The sequence below is a fragment of the Pseudomonas sp. P135 genome, assembly GCF_020312125.1.
Lineage (GTDB): Bacteria > Pseudomonadota > Gammaproteobacteria > Pseudomonadales > Pseudomonadaceae > Aquipseudomonas > Aquipseudomonas fragariae.
This window is the reverse complement of the sequence record NZ_JAGPYR010000006.1, coordinates 290,277-307,367: the sequence shown is the minus strand read 5'-3', so window position 1 is coordinate 307,367 and position 17,091 is coordinate 290,277. Positions and strand designations below refer to the sequence as shown.

The window sequence follows — 17,091 nt, the reverse complement described above, 5'->3', positions numbered from 1 at the left end:
AGCAAGACCGGTGCATGCGGTGCAGAACTGTATTCCCACGCTGGAGCGTAGGGAACGATAGGTGTGTGGGCTGGCGCGTGAGGAACGACAGGCGGCTCAGAGAATACCCTTAGCCCCAACGCCTGAAGATCAGCGAGGTGTTCACGCCGCCAAATGCGAAGTTGTTGTTCATCACGTATTCGTTGCTCATGTGCCTGGGTTCGCCGACGATGTAGTCCAGTTCGCCGCACTGTGGGTCGATGTCGACCAGGTTCAGGGTATGGATATAGCGATCGCTGTTGAGCATTTCGATGCTGAACCATGATTCCAGCGCGCCGCACGCTCCCAGCGTGTGACCGAGAAAGCTTTTTTGCGAGCTAAGTGGCATGCGCGGGCCGAACAGGCTGCTGGTGGCCAGGGTCTCGGCGATGTCGCCTTGTTCGGTGGCGGTGCCGTGACCGTTGACGTAACCGATGGCGTCGGGCGACAGGTTGGCGTCTTCGAGGGCCAGCTCCATCGCGCGGCGCATGGTGGTCTGCTCGGGGCGAGTGCTGTGCGCGCCGTCGGCGTTGCTGCCGAAGCCGACTATTTCGGCGTAGATGTGCGCCCCCCGTGCCTGGGCATGCTCAAGCTCTTCAAGCACCAGCATGCCGCCGCCTTCACCGATCACCAGGCCGTCGCGTCCGCTGTCGTAGGGGCGTGGTGTGGTGTGTGGCGCGTCATTCTTGAGGCTGGTGGCGTACAGCGCGTCGAAGACCATGGCCTCGGTCGGGCACAACTCTTCGGCCCCGCCCGCCAGCATCAGCGGCAGACGGCCGAACTTGATCGCCTCATAGGCATAGCCGATGCCCTGACTGCCACTGGTGCAGGCGCTGGAGGTCGGAATCAGGCGTCCGGTCAGGCCGAAGAAGATACTGATGTTGGCGGCGGTGGTGTGCGGCATCATCCGCACATAGGAATTGGCGTTCAGGCCCACGGCCACCGAGTTGATCAGCATGTTGCCGAAGGCCTTGATCTCGTCGGTGCTGCCGGTGGACGAACCGCAGGCCGTGCCCATGCGCCCATCGCGAATGATCGGGTCATTCAGCAGCCCGGCGTCGATCAGGGCCTGCTCGGCAGCCGCCACGGCCAGACGTGACACGCGGCCCATGCTGCGCAGTTGCTTGCGCGTCCAGTGCCCCGGCACGGCGAAATCGTCGATGGGACCGGCCAGGCGGGTATTGAGCTCGGCAAACCGGTTCCACTCGTCCATCCGGCGAATGCCGCTGCGATTGGCCGTGAAGCGTGCATCGATAGTCGGCCAGTCGCTGCCCACCGAAGTGATGCCGGACATGCCGGTCACTACCACACGCTTCATCAGCACAGTCCCCCGTTGACGGCCAGAACCTGACGAGTGATGTAGCTCGCTTCGGCCGACATCAGAAAATTCACCGCACCCGCCACTTCCTCGGGCGTGCCCATGCGTTGTGCCGGAATCATTTTCAGCAGTTCGTCCACCGGCACGTTCTCGTCGAGCATGGCGGTATCGATCAGCCCCGGCGCGACGCAGTTGACGGTGATCTTGCGCTTGCCCAGTTCGATAGCCAGGGCCTTGGCAGCACCGATAAGCCCTGCCTTGGAAGCGCTGTAATTGACCTGGCCGCGGTTGCCGATCAGCCCGGAAACCGAAGTGATGCAGACGATGCGCCCTGCTGTACGACGGCGAATCATCGGCATCGTCAACGGGTGCAGGACGTTATAGAAGCCGTCCAGGTTGGTGCGCAGCACCTGATCCCAGTCATCGTCGCTGAGCGCCGGAAACGCGCCGTCGCGGGTCAGCCCGGCGTTGAGCACCACGCCGTAATAGGCGCCGTGCGTCTCCACGTCCTGTTCCAGAACGGCCTTGCAGGCGGCCCGGTCCGAGACATCGAATTGCAGCACGCGTGCCTGACGGCCCAGCGCAACGACTTCGGCCTGCACCGCTTCGGCTTCGCTGCGGCCGGTGCGGCAATGCAGGATCAGGTCGTATCCGGCCTGCGCCAGACGCAGGGCGATGGCGCGGCCAATGCCACGGCTGGAGCCGGTGACCAGTATCGATTCAGTCATGCCGGGGCTCCTTCAGCCAGGTAGTCAGCAGTATTGGGCGGGCAATATACATTGAGTCGGGCAAAAGCCTCGATACCCGGACCGGTGAGGGTGCATTCGAACATGCCCATGCCGTTGTCGTCCTGCAGGGAACGCACGGCGTGGATGTGCAGTTCGCTGCCCAGCGGGAAGCGCGTCACGTTGCAGTCGAACTTGCGGCTGCCAAGCAGAAACCCCAGCTTGACCGCTTCGCCCTTGTTGCGCGCCTTGCAACCGGCATAGGCCGCGACGCTCTGCGCCATCAGCTCGATGCCCAGCCATGCCGGCAGACTGCCGTCGGCTTGATTGAACAGGCCGTCGGCGCGCACGGTCAGGCGGGTTCGAATCTGCTCTTCGTCAAAGCTCAGCACCTGATCGATGAGAATCATGTCGCCGGCATGGGGGATGAGTTCGGCGAGCGGCCACTCGGTCATGGGGCATCTCCGATAATCAGGCTGATGTTGTTGCCACCGAAGGCAAACGAATTGCTCATCATGTAACGAGCGTTTTCAGGTGTCAGGCGCGAGCCTGCATGTGTCCAGTGCAGCGCTGGCAAGAGCGGATCGGCCTCGCCGTCCCACAAGTGCGGGGGCAGGGCCTGTTCGGTATTCTGCGGTGCCAGGCTCAGCCAGCAAAACGCCGCTTCCAGCGCGCCTGCCGCGCCCAGGGTGTGGCCGCTGAGCGGTTTGGTCGACGAGCAGGGCACGCCGTTCGGAAATACCCCCTGCACGGCCAGGCTCTCCATCGCGTCGTTGTGCGGCGTGGCGGTGCCATGCAGGTTCAGATAACCGATCTGTTCCGCCTCGAGTCGGGCATTGCGCAACGCTTGCAGCATGGCATCGCGCGCACCACGCCCGGTGGGTTCGGGGGCCGAGATGTGGTGAGCGTCGCAGCTGGCACCTGCACCCAGCAGGGCAATCGAGTGCCTGCTGTCGGTTTCGCGAGTCATCAGGAACAGCGCGGCGGCCTCGCCGATATTGATCCCGTTGCGGTTGCTGGAGAACGGGTTGCAGAGCTGCGGCGACATGGCCTCGAGTGCCGAGAATCCCTGCAGGGTCAGCCTGCACAGGCTGTCGACGCCGCCGCACAGCACGGCATCGCACAGGCCCATGTCCAGCGCCCGACGCGCACTGAGCAACGCCCGCGAGCTGGAGGTGCAGGCTGTCGAAATGACGTAGGCCGGGCCGCTCAATTGCAGCCAGGCGGCGAGAAAATTCGCCGGTGCGCCCAGTTCCTGTTGCCGATAATCGTAATCGTCGGGGAAGGTCCGTTCACGCAGCCAGACGGCCATGCTCTCGCTCGCTTCATCGATGCCAGAGGTGCTGGTGCCGATGATCACGCCGATCCGCCCGGCGCCGAAGCGGGTGATGGCCTGGCTGATGTCCTCCTCGATCTGCAAGGCGGCGGCCAGCAGCAACTGGTTATTGCGGCTGCGATGCAAATGTACGGCAGGCGGAATGGGCGGCAGTGCAGATTTGACTGCACCGACCGGCAACGCCCGTTCCGGCACCCAGCCGCTTTCGAACACCATGCCCGAGCTGTCGCCTGCGAACAGCCTGCGCGACACCTCTTCACGGCTGTCGCCCAGCGAGCAGATCAGGCCCAGCGCGTTGAGATAGGCAGTCATGGCAGGCTCTCGTTGTTCAGCGGTGTAACCTTGTAGCTCAGCCTGTCCTTGAGGCGGACAGTGAACGCGTTGGCCGATTGATATTCGACCAGCCAGCGGTCATCCAGACGACGCTGCATGCCCTGGCGGTAAGCCGTCGGGTAGCGACCATGCATTTCCAGGTCCGGGGTCATGGCGAACATCAGCGCAGCGAACAGCTCGCGGGCTTCGGGATTGGGCGGCAGCAAACCATCGGCCTGCCATTTTCCGTCGATCAGCAACTGGCGCGCCTGGGGAATGCCCAGCGGGTCCATCATCGACCAGCGCAATCCGCCGTTTTCACGCTGGATGATCAGCAACCAGTCCTGATGCTGATCGGCCTGGCGACGCTCGATGTGCAGTTGCATCGGCAATTGCAGGGTCGGTGCGCTGGCCGGCAGCGGGGCTTGTGCCGCACAGCCGCCGAGCAGCAGGAAGGCTAAAAACAGTACGCGAATCATGATGCTCCCACTTCCAGGGGTTTGCGGGCCACGACATTGACCAGCGTTTCCTCACGTTGCCCGAACGGCCTGGGCTTTTGCAATTTCAAGACTTCGAGCAGGCCGAAGTCCCTGGCGCGGCTCCACCACAGGTAAGGGTACGAAACATTCTGTGCATCGAACTCGAAACCCTGGTCATGGATCATCTGCAGATACTGCGCCGCGCTTTTCTGAACATGCATCGGGTGGCGGAACAGCCAGCGAATCACCCAGGTGTCGATGTACGCCTCGGTCGACTCGGCGAACAGCAGATAGCCGCCCGGCTTGAGCACGCGATAAAACTCGGCCAGCGCCCGTTCCTGATCGACCAGATGATGGAAAGTCTGGTGGCAGAACAGCAGATCGACGCTGGCGTCGGGTACTTGCAGGGCTGCGCAGTCGCTGCCGATCAGTTCGACCTCTACGCCTCTGGCCCTCGCCTCTTCACGACTCATGTCGAGGCTGTGCGGGTCGGCGTCGACACCGATGAGCCTGTAGGGCTGAAAAACCTTGTTCAGGTGCTGGAACGAGCGGCCTTGCCCGCACCCGGCGTCGAGCAACACCGGCGCAACCGGCGGCGCGCTGGCGAACAGGCTGCGCAAGTCGTCTATCGCCACGCGCAGCACGCGGTACTGCCAGATGTTACTGCGCAGAAACCACAGGCCGAAGCGGGTTTCCTCGACATAACTGTCACTCAGGAACGGTCGATTCATGAGCCACTGCCCGCGCAGATTTCCGAGAGCGTGCGCAGGCGGCGCTTGGGCTCGCTGACAAACGGATTGCGTTCGTCCCAGGCATAACCGGCCAGAATCGAGCTGATCATGCGGCGGATGTCCGGAGCGCTGCCGGGGTAGAAGATCACGTTCTGGAACGTACCGTCGTACCAGCCTTCGACATAGGCGCGAAAGGTGTCGACGCCACGTTTCAACGGCACCGCGAACTCGCTTTCCCAATCCACGTTTTCGCCCTGCAACTGCCGGCTCAGCACGCCAGCCGCCATGCTTGCCGAACGCATGGCGATGGTCACGCCCGAAGAAAACACCGGGTCGAGGAACTCCGCCGCATTGCCCAGCAGCGCAAAGCCCTTGCCGTGCAGGGTCTTGACGTTGGCCGAGTAGCCGCCGATGGTTCTCGCTGGCGTGTCCCAGACCGCGTTTTTCAGCACGCTGGCCAGTTGCGGTGTTTCAGCGATAAAGGTGCGCAGGCAGGCATCCAGATCCTCGGGCTTGTCCTTGAAGCGTTCAGCCGAGGCGACCACGCCTATCGAACAGCGGCCTTCGCTGAACGGAATCGACCAGAACCACACATCGCTGTGCTGCGGATGGATGCTGACGAGAATCTTGCGGCGGTCGAAGGGCGGGCTTTCGATGCGGTCTTGGATATGCGTGAACACCGCCTGGCGCACGGGGAAACCCGACGGCGCTTCCAGATCCAGCAAGCGCGGCAGCACGCGGCCATAACCGCTGGCGTCGAGCACGAAGCTGGCCTGCACGCTGTATTCGCTGCCGTCCTCGCGCCTCACACGCAAAACCGGCTGCGGGCCGTCGAAGTCGGCACTGACGATCTCTTCCTGATAGCGGATGTCCACGCCTTGCAGCGCGGCCTGATCGGCGAGCAGTTTGTCGAACTCGCTGCGCTGCACCTGAAACTTCGTCGGCCTGCCGTTGCTGAACGTATCGCCGAAGTCGAAATCGCTGTATTGCTCGCCACGCGCGAAGGCTGCGCCATTCTTGGGCTGGAAACCGGCGGCCTGCACGGCCTCCAGCATCCCGGCTTCTTCGACGAAGTCCAGGCAATGGCACAGCAGGCTTTCACCGATGGAGAAGCGCGGAAACAGCTGGCGCTCGATGATCAGCACGTCATGGCCCTGGCGTTTGAGCAGGGCAGCCGCTATTGAACCGGCCGGGCCGGCACCGATGACGATGACCTGACGTATTTCCCTATCAGTGATGGGCACAGGTATTCCTTTTCGGTTGGGCGGTGGCAGGGAGTGACGACAGCGCTGCAAGATTCATGCGTGTGGCCCTTCAGCATTGGCTGGCGAATGAAGCGCTTTACGCGGGCTGGCCCAGGGCGCCAGCAGGAAGCTGAACGCCAGCCCCAGACTGACCGACAGGCCGAAGTTGCTGATCGCCGGGGTGCTGGAAACGGCCAGCAGCCCGAACGACAGCCAGGTGGTGAGCGCCGCCAGCAGCGTGCCCAGCAGGCTGACGGCCGCGCCGCCTATCTGCTCGCGCATCAGGATGGCGTAATCGACGCTGATCGCCGTGACCAGCAACAGGCCGAACAGGCTGAACAGGGTCAGCGGCTGACCGAGCCAGCCCAGGCTGGCGAGGCTGCACAGCGCCGCCAGCAGCGGCAGTGCGACGATGCGCAACGCACCACCGAAGCCAAACGGAGTGATCAGCAGCAGGACGATCAGTACGCACGACGCCAGCTTCAATTCCGCTGCACTGATCTGTGTGTGGGCAAACACCTCGTTGAGCTCACCCAGGCGGTCGACCAGTTGCACGCCCTCCAGCCCGATGGCCTGCACGCGCAGCAACGCCATGCTGTTCATGCCGCGCAGGCTGACGATGCTGGCGACACCTTGATCGCCATTGTCATCGCGGGTCGGTCCCAGCCAGAGCGTGCGCCACGGCTCGCTCAGCGGGCCTTGAAGCGCTTGATCGACGTCTTGCGTCGGCAGTACCTGCAATTGGGCCAGTTCAGCCTTCAAGGCGCTGGCCGGAACGCCAAGTTGCACCAGCGGTGCCCAGTATTGCGGCAATTTGCCCAGTGCATCGCGGGTGGCCTGTTGTTCGGCAGGCGAATCGAGCAACTGGTTGAGCGCCATGTAGCCTTGCAGCTTGTCCATGCTGACCAGTTGGTCGAGCCGTTGGGTCAGTTCGGACTGCCGATCCAGCAATTGCTGCTGGTCCTTGCCGCGCACCAGAAAGAACTGGCTGGTGGGTTGATAACCGGTGATCCGTGCGATGGCCTGGGCTTCATCGGTCAACGTCTGAGGCGCTGCCACCCACTGGCGGATATCGTTCTTGGTGGTCAGGTGCCAGAGCCCGCCGCCACAGAAGGCCAACAGCAGCACCAGCAGAATCGGTGTGCTGATGCGCAGCAACAAGGCGGCGCGGCAATCGAGCATCAATTGCGCCAGTTTCAGCGGCCACTGGGCAGGGCTGATCTCGACATTGGCGAGCAGCGCGGGCAGCAGGCACACCGCCGTCAGGTAGGCGCCGATCAGGCCGGCCGCCGAGAACACCGCAATTTGCGTGAGTGCCGGGAACGGCGTCCAGGCCAGCGCCAGGTAGCCGATGCAACTGGTGATCAGGCTCAGGCTCAGGCCCGGCAGGGTCAGGCGCAAGGCGGGCCAGCTGCGCCAGGGCTTGAGGCTCCAGCTCTTGGACAGGTAATGCAGCGGGTAATCCACCGCGACGCCGATCAGGCTGGAGCCCAGCACCAGTGTCATGACGTGCATGCTGCCGAATAGCGCGACGCAGGCCACCGCGCCGAACAGCATGCCGACCACCACCGGCACGAATGCCAGCAGCACGCTCCAGCGGCGGAAGGCGAGCAACAGCAACAACAGGATACCGACCGTTGCGCCACCGCCGACCCAGGTGATTTCCCGGCTGGCCTGCTTCTGCCCGTCGGCAGCGTAAAGCAGCCCGCTGGCGGCGAGTAATTGACCACCTGCCTGACTGGCCTGCACCCGCGCTTGCGCCAGCAGGTCGGCAACCTGGCCGGGCAGGTGCATATCGAAGGCATCGGTTCGGGTTCGTGAACGCAGCAGTACCCAGCTTTTACCCTCGGCGCTGGCCACCAGCGCGCCACTGGCCAGGTCCGCCTCGACCGAGCCCTGCTTCGGCAGGCCGTTCTGGATACGTCCGGTCAGCCCCAGCCAGTCATCCTGACCAGGCACCAGGCTGAACCCGGCAAACGGGTCGAACAGCGTCTGTACGCGCTGTTCGATGAAGGTTTTCGGGTCGTCGATCAGCAGTGTGCGGTCCGCTGTCGGCAACATGGCGATGCGCCCTTGCAGCAACTGGGTGCGCAACGCGGGCAGGTCGGCCTGCAGCGACCACTGGACCTTCTCAAACAGGCCGGTCGACTGCCATTGTTCAGCCAGGTTGCGCGCCAGTTCGACGGCCTTCTGCCGATCGCTGTGGCCCACCAGCACCAGCATTTCGCGGTTGAGCGGTTCCTGCATGCGCTTTTCGGCGCTCACCACCAGTTCGTCGTTATCGGTGCCCGGCACCAGCTCCATCAGGTTGGCCGACAGCGGCGAGCGGTCGTGCCACTGCCAGCCAGCCAGCGCCAATACGCCCGCCAGAATCAGCAGGAACAGTCGCGGCAACAGCCGCTCAGTCTTTGAAGTCATTACGCTGCGCATCGGTCAGGGTCGTGGCACTGCTGCTGTCGATCATTTTCAGGACCGTGCTGTCGCCCTGGGTTTCCAGCAGCTCGATACGCTGCACCAGTTCGCCGCCGTCGATGTTGATCTGCTTGAACACTTGTTGCAGCAGCATCGAGCGTGGCGTCAGGGTGAGGTGCCAGGCATTCGCTTCGCCCTTGAGCTGCAAGTCGAAATCCCGTTGCAGGCCGCTGCTGTCGCCTTGCAGGACCGCCAGAAACAGACGGTTCTGCTCGGAGCCGGCGTTCTTGTTCGGCACCGGCTTCCAGGTGCTGACATTGCCAGCGGTTTCACGACGGGCAATACCGTCGGCATTGATGCGGTAATCCTGCTTGAGCGGTGTTTCCAGCAGCCAGAGCAGCCCGAAATCCCTGGCGAGCACGAAGCGGCCCTTGCTGAGCAGCGGTTGCGGCAGGGCGCGCAGGTGTTTTTCCTGAACGAAACGACCCTGCACCACGGCAGGTTTGGCGAGCTGGTCGCTCAGTTGTTGCAGGTCGAAAGCCTGCGCCAGGGACGAAAGGCACAGCAGACCCAGCAGAATCAAGGTGCGAAGCGGGCGGTTCATGGCGAGGCGCTCTCTATTGTGCTCTCAAGGGCATTTTTCACGGCATCGATGAACACTTGCGGCGAAGCCAGTTGCATTTCCCGGCTCTGGCTGTCGACGGCGACCTGCACAGTACTGGCGCGGGTCAGGCGCTCACCGGTGTGTGCATCGGTGATCAGGTAATTGATTTTCAAGCGGTTCTCCCACTCCACCAGACTGGCGCGCACGTTCAGTGTCTGACCGAACACGGCGCTGCGCACATAGCGCAATTGCAGATCGATCACCGGCCAACCATAACCGGATTCGAGCATCTGCATGTAGTTATGGCCGATATGATCGAGCAACGCGCAACGCGCCACTTCGAGGTACTTCACGTAGTGCCCGTGCCAGACGATGTTCATCATGTCGACGTCGAAAAACGGCACGACGATTTCAGTGTCGATGTGCAGAAAACCCTTACTGCGCATGTAACCTCCTGTGGCGACCCGCGCTGATTTTACAACGCAGCCCCCGATCGCCGAGCGCGATCAGCTCATGAGCCCGATTCATCGGCAGACTTCCAGAATGGGTAGAAATTGAACCACTGCTGCGGCGCTTCCAGGCAATAGTGACCAAGACGCTCGGCATAACGCGTGGCCCACTGCTCGATGACCTGAGCGCGGTCGCTGCGCCGCCACTCGATGGCGTCGGCGAACGGTTCGAGAATCACCCGATAGCCTTTCGCACCCTTGAGGCAGAAGAACAGGTTGACCGGGCACTTGAGCAGACCGGCCAGCAGCCAGGGGCCTTGCGGGAAGTTGGCCGGCTGACCGAGAAAGTCGACCCGCACATTGCGCCCGCCGTGCAGCGCGACGCGGTCACCGGCGATGGCCAGCCACTCGCCTTCGTCCAGGCGCTGGCTGAGCTGCAGCATGATGGCCGGATCCAGCTCGCTGACCTGAATCAGGCGCAGATGAGTCGCGCCGGCTTCGCCGAGCAGGCGATTGAAACGTTCGGCGTGCTTGGTGTGCACCAGCACGTTCATGGTGACCTTTTCGCCGAGTTCGGCCAGCGCACGGCACACTTCGAGGTTGCCCAGGTGCGCACCGACCAGCATCTGTCCGCGTTGGCCACGCAGGTTCTGGCGCAGCAGGGCCTGGTCGACGATCTCGATCTGATCGATACCCAGCCTGCCGTTCCACACGTCGAGCTTGTCGAGCAAGGCATCGGCAAATGCCATGAACTGCCCGAACACCCGGCGCTGGCCGGGCCGCAGTTCGGGCTTGCCGCTCCAGTCGGCCAGGTGCTGCTGGTATTGCCAGATGCTGTGCCGGGCACGTCGGCCGAAGACAAAGAAATACAGAACGATGCCATACAGCACCGGGCTGAGCAGGCGCCGGCCGAGTACCCGCATGCCCCAGGCGGTGAGCTTCATGAGCATGAAACTGCCGCGCTCCTGATGACTGGCCCAATGCTCCCTGGGCGACTTATCGATGCTCATGGCCGCCACCGTCGCCACAGGATCATGGGCAGGCGTACCAGCATGCCGAAGAACAGTTTGGCGTGCATTTTCGAAATCAGAGCGTTGTCGTGAAACAGGCGGAAATGCGACAGGCCGTCCTGCGGGTAGTGAACCCGTGTCGGCAGCCAGCGCATCGGCTGGCCGCGCCAGGACAGGCGCACGAGAATTTCGGAGTCGAAATCCATGCGCCTGCCGATCTGCACGCGGTCGATCAGCGCCACCACCGGCGCCAGCGGATACAGGCGAAAGCCGCACATGGAGTCGCGAATGTGCAACGACAGGGTGTTGATCCACACCCAGACGTGGGTCAGGTAGCGTGCATACAGACGGCCTTTGGGCACGCTCTCGTCGAACTGCGGATAGCCGCAGATCAGCGCATCCGGGTGCTGGCGCGACTGCTCCAGAAACACCGGGATATCGCTCAGATCATGCTGGCCATCGGCATCGACCTGCAACGCATGGCTGAAACCGAGCCGGAACGCCTCGCGGAACCCCGCCATCACCGCGCCGCCCTTGCCCTGATTGACCGGCAGGCGCAGCAGGTAGATAGCCTCGCCCTGTGCCAACTGCTGTAACACGGCTTCGCAGGCCGGGCTGCTGGCATCGTCGACCAGGATGCACGGCAACCCGGCGTTGCGCACGGCCTTGACCACGTTGGGCACGGCCAGCTCGTGGTCAAACACCGGAATGATCACGCAAGGCTTATGCATGGTCGTCCTCCAGGAGGATCCGGCCACTGGAGCAGGGCGCGTTGTCGGCGTTGCGAAAGGCGAAGTGCAGCTTGGAGCGTGCCGCATCGAAGCGCAGCGTCAGCGTGAGACGGTCGCCGGGGCGCACCAGCTGCTGGAATTTGAGCACCTCCATGCCGGCGAATCCGCATGGCAGGTCGAGCAGGCGCCGGCCCAGACTGATCGCCCAGTCGACCTGCACCACGCCCGGCAAAATCGGCGCCTTGGGAAAGTGGCCGCTGAAAAACGCCAGATCGGGCGGGACACTCAAGTGCAGGTGCAGCTCGCCTTCGACGTTCTGTTGCTCAAGCACTTCCGGTTGTTTCGAGCGCGGCGCCAGCAGCAGCGCCTCGACGTCTGCTTGAGGCAGCTTGCCCTGGGCGTTGAGCGGCATCTGCCGCAGCAGCCGCCAGCGACGCGGCAGGGCGATGGTTTCGCAATGCGGCTGCAGGTGCTGTCGCAAGGCTTCGGTGAGCGCCCGGCGGCCTTGATTGCGCAGGGCCAGCAAGCCCGCGGCGCTCAGCACCAGCAGCGCGCCCAGCGAGGCACGGTTTGCCTGCACCACGCCAAGGCGTGCTTCACTCACCCACGGGTGAGCCGCGAGGGCCTGCTCGATCAGCGGCAAGGACACGCGCTTCTCTTCGAGTTTGACGATGCGGTCCAGCCTGCCCAGCAGTTCAAAGCGCCCGTCTGCGCCGATCAGCGCCGCATCGGCGGTCTGCTCGACATGGCCGGGCGGCAGATAGGGCGAGCTGATGCGCAGCGCACCTTGCGCATCCTGACTCAGCTCTACGCCGTCGAAGGCCTGCCAGCGCTGCCCGCCCTGACGCCAGGCGATGCCGCCGGTTTCCGAGCTGCCGAGAATTTCCGTCGGCCACTGGCCGAGGCGTTGCTGCAGGCTCTGTGCGGCGTCGGCCGGCAATGCACCACCGGAAGAGAACACCCGGCGCACGGCCGCAAGACTGTGCCAGTCGAGATTGTCGCCCATGCGTTTGAGCAGCGCGGGGCTGGCGACCCAGGCGAATGACGGGTATTCACGGCTGGCGCGTTGCAGGTCTTCGGCGAACGGCAACTGACGGCGCACGAACGGGCGTGCCGCGCACAGCGGCCACAGCAAACGAAACAGCAGCCCGTAAATATGTTGCGTCGCCACGCTGCCGATCATGCATGCCGAGCCGAGCTCCGCGCCCCACAGCTGTTCCAGCCCGCAGACTTCGTTGGCCAGTTGCCGCAGGCGCTTATCGATCAGTTTGGGCTCGCCGCTGGAGCCTGAGGTGCACAGGCTCAGCCGGCATTGGTCGAGGTCCAGCGCTGCCGCCGGGAGGGGCGCGGCACGCAGATCGCTCAGCTGGGTGTCACCTGGCAGGTCGGTCAGCCACAGGTCGACCTGATTCGCCCAGCGCTCGCGGGTCTGGCCCTGCAAGTCGGCGGGCAGCAACACGTGCACACCTGCGCGCCAGGCCGCGAACAACGCAATGGCCAGGTCGGCGGCATCTTCGAGGTGCACTGCAAGGTGGGTGATGCCACGCGCTTGCAGCCCAGCGGCCACGCCCAGCGCCTGATCACGAAACTGCGCGTGGTCGAGGGCCGGGGCCAGCGTCAGCAGCCGGTCGGGTAGCGCATCGAGCAGCAGGTGTTCCAGGTTCAACCAGTTCATGCGATCCATTTCATTTGCCGCCCGCTGAGGGTGGGCGGACGATCCATTCGACAGCGAACAATATGCCCATCAGGCCGTAGGAAATCAGGCCGGTGTACAGCGTCCACCATGACAACGGTGCCCACAGCGTCAGGATGGCTGACGTGAGGCCGTTGACGAGAAAGAACAGGCACCATATCTGCGTGACTTTACGCGTATAGCGGATACCCGCCTCAGGCAGATCGGGGCGGTTCAGGCGCGCCATCTTTTCCACGATCGGCGGGCCGTAGACCAGGCTTGAACCGAACAGACCGAGCATGAAGGTGCTGACCAGTACTGGGTACCAGCGCAGCATCATGTGGCTGTCGAGGGCGCCGAGCACCACGCAAAAGATCAGCGCGACAATCGCCATCGCCAGGCTGCCTTGCTTGCGCTCTCCGGTCAGGGCGCGCGCCAGCCACAGGCTGCCGAGCAGCAGCGCGAACTGCCAGGGGGCGAAATGCTCGGTCCCCCAATAGACGGCGAATGGATACAGCACACCGGCCAGCACCAGAATCAGGCCAATCAGCCGCTTCATTCGGCGCTGTTGACCAGTTTGTAGACGGCCTCTACCACGTCGTTTACGGTTCTCACCGACTTGAATTCTTCAGCCGCAATCTTCTTGCCGGTCTTGCGTTTGATGTGATCGATCAGGTCCACGGCATCGATACTGTCGATTTCCAGGTCCTGATACAGATTGGCTTCAAGCGTGACTCTCTCAGGCTCCAGTTCGAACAGTTCCACCATTGCGGCGCGCAGGATTTCGAAGATGTCTTCACGGGTTTGCATGTTCAATTCTCAGGCCGGTTGTCTGGCGCTGACGAAGGCCGCAAGGCTGTCGACGCTGGCGAAATGGTTACGGGTGTCCTTTGCATCGGCATCGATCCTGATGCCATAACGCTTCTGGATGGCCAGGCCCAATTCGAGTGCATCCACCGAGTCCAGTCCCAGTCCTTCGCCAAACAGCGTCATATCGTTGCCGATATCTTCCGGGGTGATGTCTTCGAGGCCCAGGGCATCGATGATCAACAATTTAATGTCCTGGTGCAGATCGCTCATCTGAGGCGAGCTCCTTGGTGAAATAGTCATGCAGGTAATCGTTGAGCTTGCGGGACGCCAGGGGCGGTGGGCCTAGCGCACTGAAGGCGGTTGGGTCTATATCGGCACCGACGCGCAAAGTGAAGTGCACGCGGCGTTGCGGAATGCGATACCAGGGCTCGGCCTTGGTCAGGGTGGTCGGCTGGACCTTGATCGTCACCGGGGTGATGACGCTTGCGCCACGCAGCGCAATGGCTGCCGCGCCACGGTGAAAGACCGGCGGCTGACCTGGCTGGGTGCGCGTGCCTTCCGGGAAGATGATCAGTGTCTGGCCGCTTTGCAGGCGCTCTACGGCGGCGTCGAGCATGTCCATGCTGCCGTCGTTGCTGATGTAACCGGTGGCGCGCACAGGGCCGCGGGTGAAAGGGTTCTCCCACAGGCTGCGTTTGACGACGCAGTTGGCGTCACGCACCAGCCCGATCAGGAACACCACATCGATCAGTGACGGGTGGTTGGCGATGATCATCTGCCCGGGGCGGCCAAGCTTTTCGGCGCCTTGCACGTCATAGGTCAGCACACGCATGCGCGCCATGATGCGGATGAACAGCCAGAACAGGCGGCTGATGGTCCGCCGCGCGCGACGCTGATGGCTGGCCACACTGCCAGGCATGCAACCCAAGACTGGAAAAACGAACAACCGCAGGCATAAACCGCTCAACCCGAACAGGGCAAAGCTGATGCCTGTTGCCAGCAGACGCCAGTAATAGGCGTCCCGACCTTTCTTCAGTGACTGCGTTGCCAGTTCCATAACCGGTTATTCCAAGGGTGCAGGCAGACGGATTGATCAGTGTGCAAGGCCCGCAGCAGGTTCAGGGCGTGAGGCCACTGAGTGCGCGTTGTGCCTTGCGTATCGGTGTTCAGAGACAGCTGCCACTCATTCCCCGGCGTCAGCAGCAAGCCGACCGCGTAGGGAAAGGGCACGTCATCAATCCATTGGGCATAGGCTTGCGGTGGCTGTTCTTCAGTCACCACAAGCAATACTGCTTCTGCTCCCTCGGCCAGCAACGCTGCGGCCTCGAATGCTCCATACTCCAGCCCGTCGCCTGTGGCGGCCAGGGCTGTCATCTCACTTGTTTCACCGCGCATGATCGACCACAGACCAATGACGGCGTTATGCACTGAAAGGCTGAACTGGGTCGGTGAAAGCGGCTCGTTGGCGGCCAGATCACGCAGGATTTCAAAGGTCCTCGGGGTTTCTCCGTGGCGCGAGACAAACACCAGCGGGACGCGCCCCAGCCCTTCAGTCAACGGCCAGCCGACAGCAAACGCCATTCTTGCCATACGGCCCAGGCGGCGGCGTTGCATCGCAGGAAGAAAAGACACGTCTGGCGCTGCGTCACTGGTTTCCAGCAACGTCGGATCGAGGCTCCACCTCTGCCAGTCTTCCGCGCTCGCCAGGCCCGGCGCCCAGGCTTGCCATCGTGCAATGTTGAAGGTGATCAAGGCTTCTCTTCCCGCCCCTGCGGGCTTGTTTCTCGCTACATCGATATCAGGTCGATATCAGCCTGGGTGCGGTAATTGACCGAGTGCGCGCATTATCCCGATGGTGCTCATTACTAGCAAATTTGTTACATAAAAACCGTTTACAGGCGTGTATTTTAAGGTTGAAGTCGTTTTTCTGTATGACAACCGGCTGACAACTGTTTTTGCGTTAAGCTCACCGTTGTCATATGCGCTGTCTAGACTCGACCTCCTCTTACGGTCGTTATCGGCCACTGCTGCTGTTTCTTCATCTTTCAAGGAATCCAAAGCATGCGTCGCGTGGTATTCAATCAGAAGGGCGGTGTCGGCAAATCGAGCATCGCCTGCAATCTGGCTGCAGTCAGCGCTCACGAAGGCTATCGGACGTTATTGATCGATCTCGATGCCCAGGCCAATTCGACTCAGTACCTCACCGGCCTCACCGGCCAGGACATCCCGATGGGGATCGCCGAGTTCTTCAAGAACACGCTGTCCGGCTCACCGGTCGCCAAGAAGAACCATGTCGATATCTACGAAACACCGTTCGACAACCTTCATGTGGTCACGGCGACCGCAGAGCTTGCTGACCTGCAGCCCAAGCTTGAGGCCAAGCACAAGATCAACAAGCTGCGCAAACTGCTCGACGAGTTGAGCGAAGATTACGAGCGTATCTACCTGGATACGCCTCCCGCGCTGAATTTTTATGCAGTTTCGGCGTTGATCGCGTCCGATCGGGTGCTGATCCCTTTCGACTGCGACAGTTTCTCGCGACAGGCGCTGTACGGGCTGATGCGCGAGATCGAGGAGTTGAAAGAGGACCACAACGAAGGTCTTCAGGTGGAAGGCATCATCGTCAACCAGTTCCAGCCCAGGGCCAGCCTGCCGCAGCAGATGCTCGACGAACTGATTGCCGAAGGCTTGCCGGTGCTGCCGGTCTACCTCAACGCCTCGGTAAAAATGCGCGAGTCGCATCAGGCCAACCTGCCGCTGATCCACCTCGACCCACGGCACAAACTGACCCAGCAGTTCATGGAACTGCATCACCTGCTCGAGACCAACGCCCATCCGTGATGGGCCACCGCGAGAGCAATCGTCATACGCAAGTCCGCTCTTGATTCTGGCCGAAGGCCGCAGGAGCGACCGGGGCGGCGATCCGCCTTGTTCGCGAAGGCTCGTCATGCAGAAGTCCGCTCTGGATTCTGGCCGAAGGCCGTAGGAGCGACCGGGGCGGCGATCCGCCTTGTTCGCGAAGGCTATATTCCTGACGCAGAAAATCCATCGACTATGACGCCCTCTTCGCGGACAAGTCCGCTCCTACAGGGCACCGCAAACACCCGCAGGAGCGACCGGGGCGGCGATCCGCCTTGTTCGCGAAGGCTATATTCCTGACGCAGAAAATCCATCGACTATGACGCCCTCTTCGCGGACAAGTCCGCTCCTACAGGACACCGCAAACTCCCGGTTCGCTCC

At 62.5% G+C, this 17,091-nt stretch carries 19 protein-coding genes; 1 reads left to right on the top strand and 18 read right to left on the bottom strand.

Annotated elements, in window-relative coordinates:
- Positions 1-109 precede the first annotated feature (109 nt).
- The 18 genes from KBY08_RS12110 to KBY08_RS12025 form a co-directional block, all read right to left on the bottom strand.
- Positions 110-1,336 (bottom strand): beta-ketoacyl-ACP synthase, encoded by a 1,227-nt coding sequence (locus KBY08_RS12110; RefSeq protein ID WP_011266389.1) that lies wholly within the window; start codon positions 1,334-1,336, stop codon positions 110-112.
- Entirely contained in the window at positions 1,336-2,064 is a 729-nt protein-coding gene (gene fabG, locus KBY08_RS12105) for a 3-oxoacyl-ACP reductase FabG (protein WP_032655070.1), read from the bottom strand. Before fabG ends, KBY08_RS12110 begins: the two co-directional genes overlap by 1 nt.
- The gene (locus KBY08_RS12100; RefSeq protein WP_003346295.1) at positions 2,061-2,516 is read right to left on the bottom strand and encodes a hotdog family protein; all 456 of its coding nucleotides are present in this window, start codon (positions 2,514-2,516) and stop codon (positions 2,061-2,063) included. Before KBY08_RS12100 ends, fabG begins: the two co-directional genes overlap by 4 nt.
- Positions 2,513-3,709, bottom strand: a complete 1,197-nt coding sequence (locus KBY08_RS12095; RefSeq protein ID WP_057456943.1) for a beta-ketoacyl-[acyl-carrier-protein] synthase family protein — start codon at positions 3,707-3,709, stop codon at positions 2,513-2,515. Before KBY08_RS12095 ends, KBY08_RS12100 begins: the two co-directional genes overlap by 4 nt.
- A complete protein-coding gene (locus tag KBY08_RS12090; protein ID WP_057456942.1) occupies positions 3,706-4,188 on the bottom strand; it encodes a hypothetical protein in 483 nt (160 codons plus the stop codon). The genes KBY08_RS12095 and KBY08_RS12090 overlap by 4 nt, the downstream gene beginning before the upstream one ends.
- A complete protein-coding gene (locus KBY08_RS12085) occupies positions 4,185-4,919 on the bottom strand; it encodes a class I SAM-dependent methyltransferase (protein WP_057456941.1) in 735 nt (244 codons plus the stop codon). Before KBY08_RS12085 ends, KBY08_RS12090 begins: the two co-directional genes overlap by 4 nt.
- Entirely contained in the window at positions 4,916-6,163 is a 1,248-nt protein-coding gene (locus KBY08_RS12080; RefSeq protein ID WP_225651147.1) for an NAD(P)/FAD-dependent oxidoreductase, read from the bottom strand. Before KBY08_RS12080 ends, KBY08_RS12085 begins: the two co-directional genes overlap by 4 nt.
- A 54-nt stretch (positions 6,164-6,217) precedes the next feature.
- Positions 6,218-8,581, bottom strand: coding sequence for an MMPL family transporter (locus tag KBY08_RS12075; RefSeq protein ID WP_024660835.1), 2,364 nt, complete (start codon positions 8,579-8,581; stop codon positions 6,218-6,220).
- Entirely contained in the window at positions 8,565-9,179 is a 615-nt protein-coding gene (locus KBY08_RS12070) for an outer membrane lipoprotein carrier protein LolA (RefSeq protein WP_111522135.1), read from the bottom strand. Before KBY08_RS12070 ends, KBY08_RS12075 begins: the two co-directional genes overlap by 17 nt.
- Positions 9,176-9,625 (bottom strand): acyl-CoA thioesterase, encoded by a 450-nt coding sequence (locus tag KBY08_RS12065; protein WP_003316680.1) that lies wholly within the window; start codon positions 9,623-9,625, stop codon positions 9,176-9,178. Before KBY08_RS12065 ends, KBY08_RS12070 begins: the two co-directional genes overlap by 4 nt.
- 65 nt (positions 9,626-9,690) lie before the next feature.
- Positions 9,691-10,638 carry a glycosyl transferase gene (locus KBY08_RS12060; protein WP_011266397.1) on the bottom strand — a complete coding sequence of 316 codons (948 nt, stop codon included), beginning with the start codon at positions 10,636-10,638 and terminating at the stop codon, positions 9,691-9,693.
- Complete coding sequence (locus KBY08_RS12055; protein WP_024639395.1) at positions 10,635-11,369, bottom strand: glycosyltransferase family 2 protein; 735 nt, start codon at positions 11,367-11,369, stop codon at positions 10,635-10,637. The genes KBY08_RS12060 and KBY08_RS12055 overlap by 4 nt, the downstream gene beginning before the upstream one ends.
- On the bottom strand, positions 11,362-13,044 hold the full coding sequence (locus tag KBY08_RS12050; RefSeq protein ID WP_177410923.1) for an AMP-binding protein: 1,683 nt from the start codon (positions 13,042-13,044) through the stop codon (positions 11,362-11,364). Before KBY08_RS12050 ends, KBY08_RS12055 begins: the two co-directional genes overlap by 8 nt.
- Before the next feature lie 10 nt (positions 13,045-13,054).
- The gene (locus KBY08_RS12045) at positions 13,055-13,600 is read right to left on the bottom strand and encodes a membrane protein (protein WP_004409305.1); all 546 of its coding nucleotides are present in this window, start codon (positions 13,598-13,600) and stop codon (positions 13,055-13,057) included.
- Positions 13,597-13,851: an acyl carrier protein gene (locus KBY08_RS12040; RefSeq protein WP_057456935.1), complete on the bottom strand. Its 255-nt coding sequence runs from the start codon at positions 13,849-13,851 to the stop codon at positions 13,597-13,599. The genes KBY08_RS12045 and KBY08_RS12040 overlap by 4 nt, the downstream gene beginning before the upstream one ends.
- A gap of 9 nt (positions 13,852-13,860) precedes the next feature.
- Positions 13,861-14,121: a phosphopantetheine-binding protein gene (locus tag KBY08_RS12035; RefSeq protein WP_003316688.1), complete on the bottom strand. Its 261-nt coding sequence runs from the start codon at positions 14,119-14,121 to the stop codon at positions 13,861-13,863.
- Positions 14,096-14,908 (bottom strand): lysophospholipid acyltransferase family protein, encoded by an 813-nt coding sequence (locus KBY08_RS12030; RefSeq protein WP_058823409.1) that lies wholly within the window; start codon positions 14,906-14,908, stop codon positions 14,096-14,098. The genes KBY08_RS12035 and KBY08_RS12030 overlap by 26 nt, the downstream gene beginning before the upstream one ends.
- Positions 14,884-15,603, bottom strand: a complete 720-nt coding sequence (locus KBY08_RS12025; RefSeq protein WP_011266402.1) for a beta-ketoacyl synthase chain length factor — start codon at positions 15,601-15,603, stop codon at positions 14,884-14,886. The genes KBY08_RS12030 and KBY08_RS12025 overlap by 25 nt, the downstream gene beginning before the upstream one ends.
- 309 nt (positions 15,604-15,912) lie before the next feature.
- On the opposite strand from KBY08_RS12025, the gene KBY08_RS12020 reads away from it, so the two are divergent.
- Positions 15,913-16,692, top strand: a complete 780-nt coding sequence (locus KBY08_RS12020; protein WP_011266403.1) for a ParA family protein — start codon at positions 15,913-15,915, stop codon at positions 16,690-16,692.
- Positions 16,693-17,091: the final 399 nt, after the last annotated feature.

Bases quoted from the DNA above. Each gene is read 5' to 3' on its own strand.
- KBY08_RS12110 (WP_011266389.1), bottom strand. From the start codon at position 1,336: ATGAAGCGTGTGGTAGTGACCGGCATGTCCGGCATCACTTCGGTGGGC.
- KBY08_RS12040 (WP_057456935.1), bottom strand. From the start codon at position 13,851: ATGCAAACCCGTGAAGACATCTTCGAAATCCTGCGCGCCGCAATGGTG.
- KBY08_RS12045 (WP_004409305.1), bottom strand. From the start codon at position 13,600: ATGAAGCGGCTGATTGGCCTGATTCTGGTGCTGGCCGGTGTGCTGTAT.
- KBY08_RS12085 (WP_057456941.1), bottom strand. From the start codon at position 4,919: ATGAATCGACCGTTCCTGAGTGACAGTTATGTCGAGGAAACCCGCTTC.
- KBY08_RS12075 (WP_024660835.1), bottom strand. From the start codon at position 8,581: ATGACTTCAAAGACTGAGCGGCTGTTGCCGCGACTGTTCCTGCTGATT.
- KBY08_RS12095 (WP_057456943.1), bottom strand. From the start codon at position 3,709: ATGACTGCCTATCTCAACGCGCTGGGCCTGATCTGCTCGCTGGGCGAC.
- KBY08_RS12030 (WP_058823409.1), bottom strand. From the start codon at position 14,908: ATGGAACTGGCAACGCAGTCACTGAAGAAAGGTCGGGACGCCTATTAC.
- KBY08_RS12020 (WP_011266403.1), top strand. From the start codon at position 15,913: ATGCGTCGCGTGGTATTCAATCAGAAGGGCGGTGTCGGCAAATCGAGC.
- KBY08_RS12100 (WP_003346295.1), bottom strand. From the start codon at position 2,516: ATGACCGAGTGGCCGCTCGCCGAACTCATCCCCCATGCCGGCGACATG.
- fabG (WP_032655070.1), bottom strand. From the start codon at position 2,064: ATGACTGAATCGATACTGGTCACCGGCTCCAGCCGTGGCATTGGCCGC.
- KBY08_RS12065 (WP_003316680.1), bottom strand. From the start codon at position 9,625: ATGCGCAGTAAGGGTTTTCTGCACATCGACACTGAAATCGTCGTGCCG.
- KBY08_RS12060 (WP_011266397.1), bottom strand. From the start codon at position 10,638: ATGAGCATCGATAAGTCGCCCAGGGAGCATTGGGCCAGTCATCAGGAG.
- KBY08_RS12070 (WP_111522135.1), bottom strand. From the start codon at position 9,179: ATGAACCGCCCGCTTCGCACCTTGATTCTGCTGGGTCTGCTGTGCCTT.
- KBY08_RS12035 (WP_003316688.1), bottom strand. From the start codon at position 14,121: ATGAGCGATCTGCACCAGGACATTAAATTGTTGATCATCGATGCCCTG.
- KBY08_RS12050 (WP_177410923.1), bottom strand. From the start codon at position 13,044: ATGAACTGGTTGAACCTGGAACACCTGCTGCTCGATGCGCTACCCGAC.
- KBY08_RS12090 (WP_057456942.1), bottom strand. From the start codon at position 4,188: ATGATTCGCGTACTGTTTTTAGCCTTCCTGCTGCTCGGCGGCTGTGCG.
- KBY08_RS12055 (WP_024639395.1), bottom strand. From the start codon at position 11,369: ATGCATAAGCCTTGCGTGATCATTCCGGTGTTTGACCACGAGCTGGCC.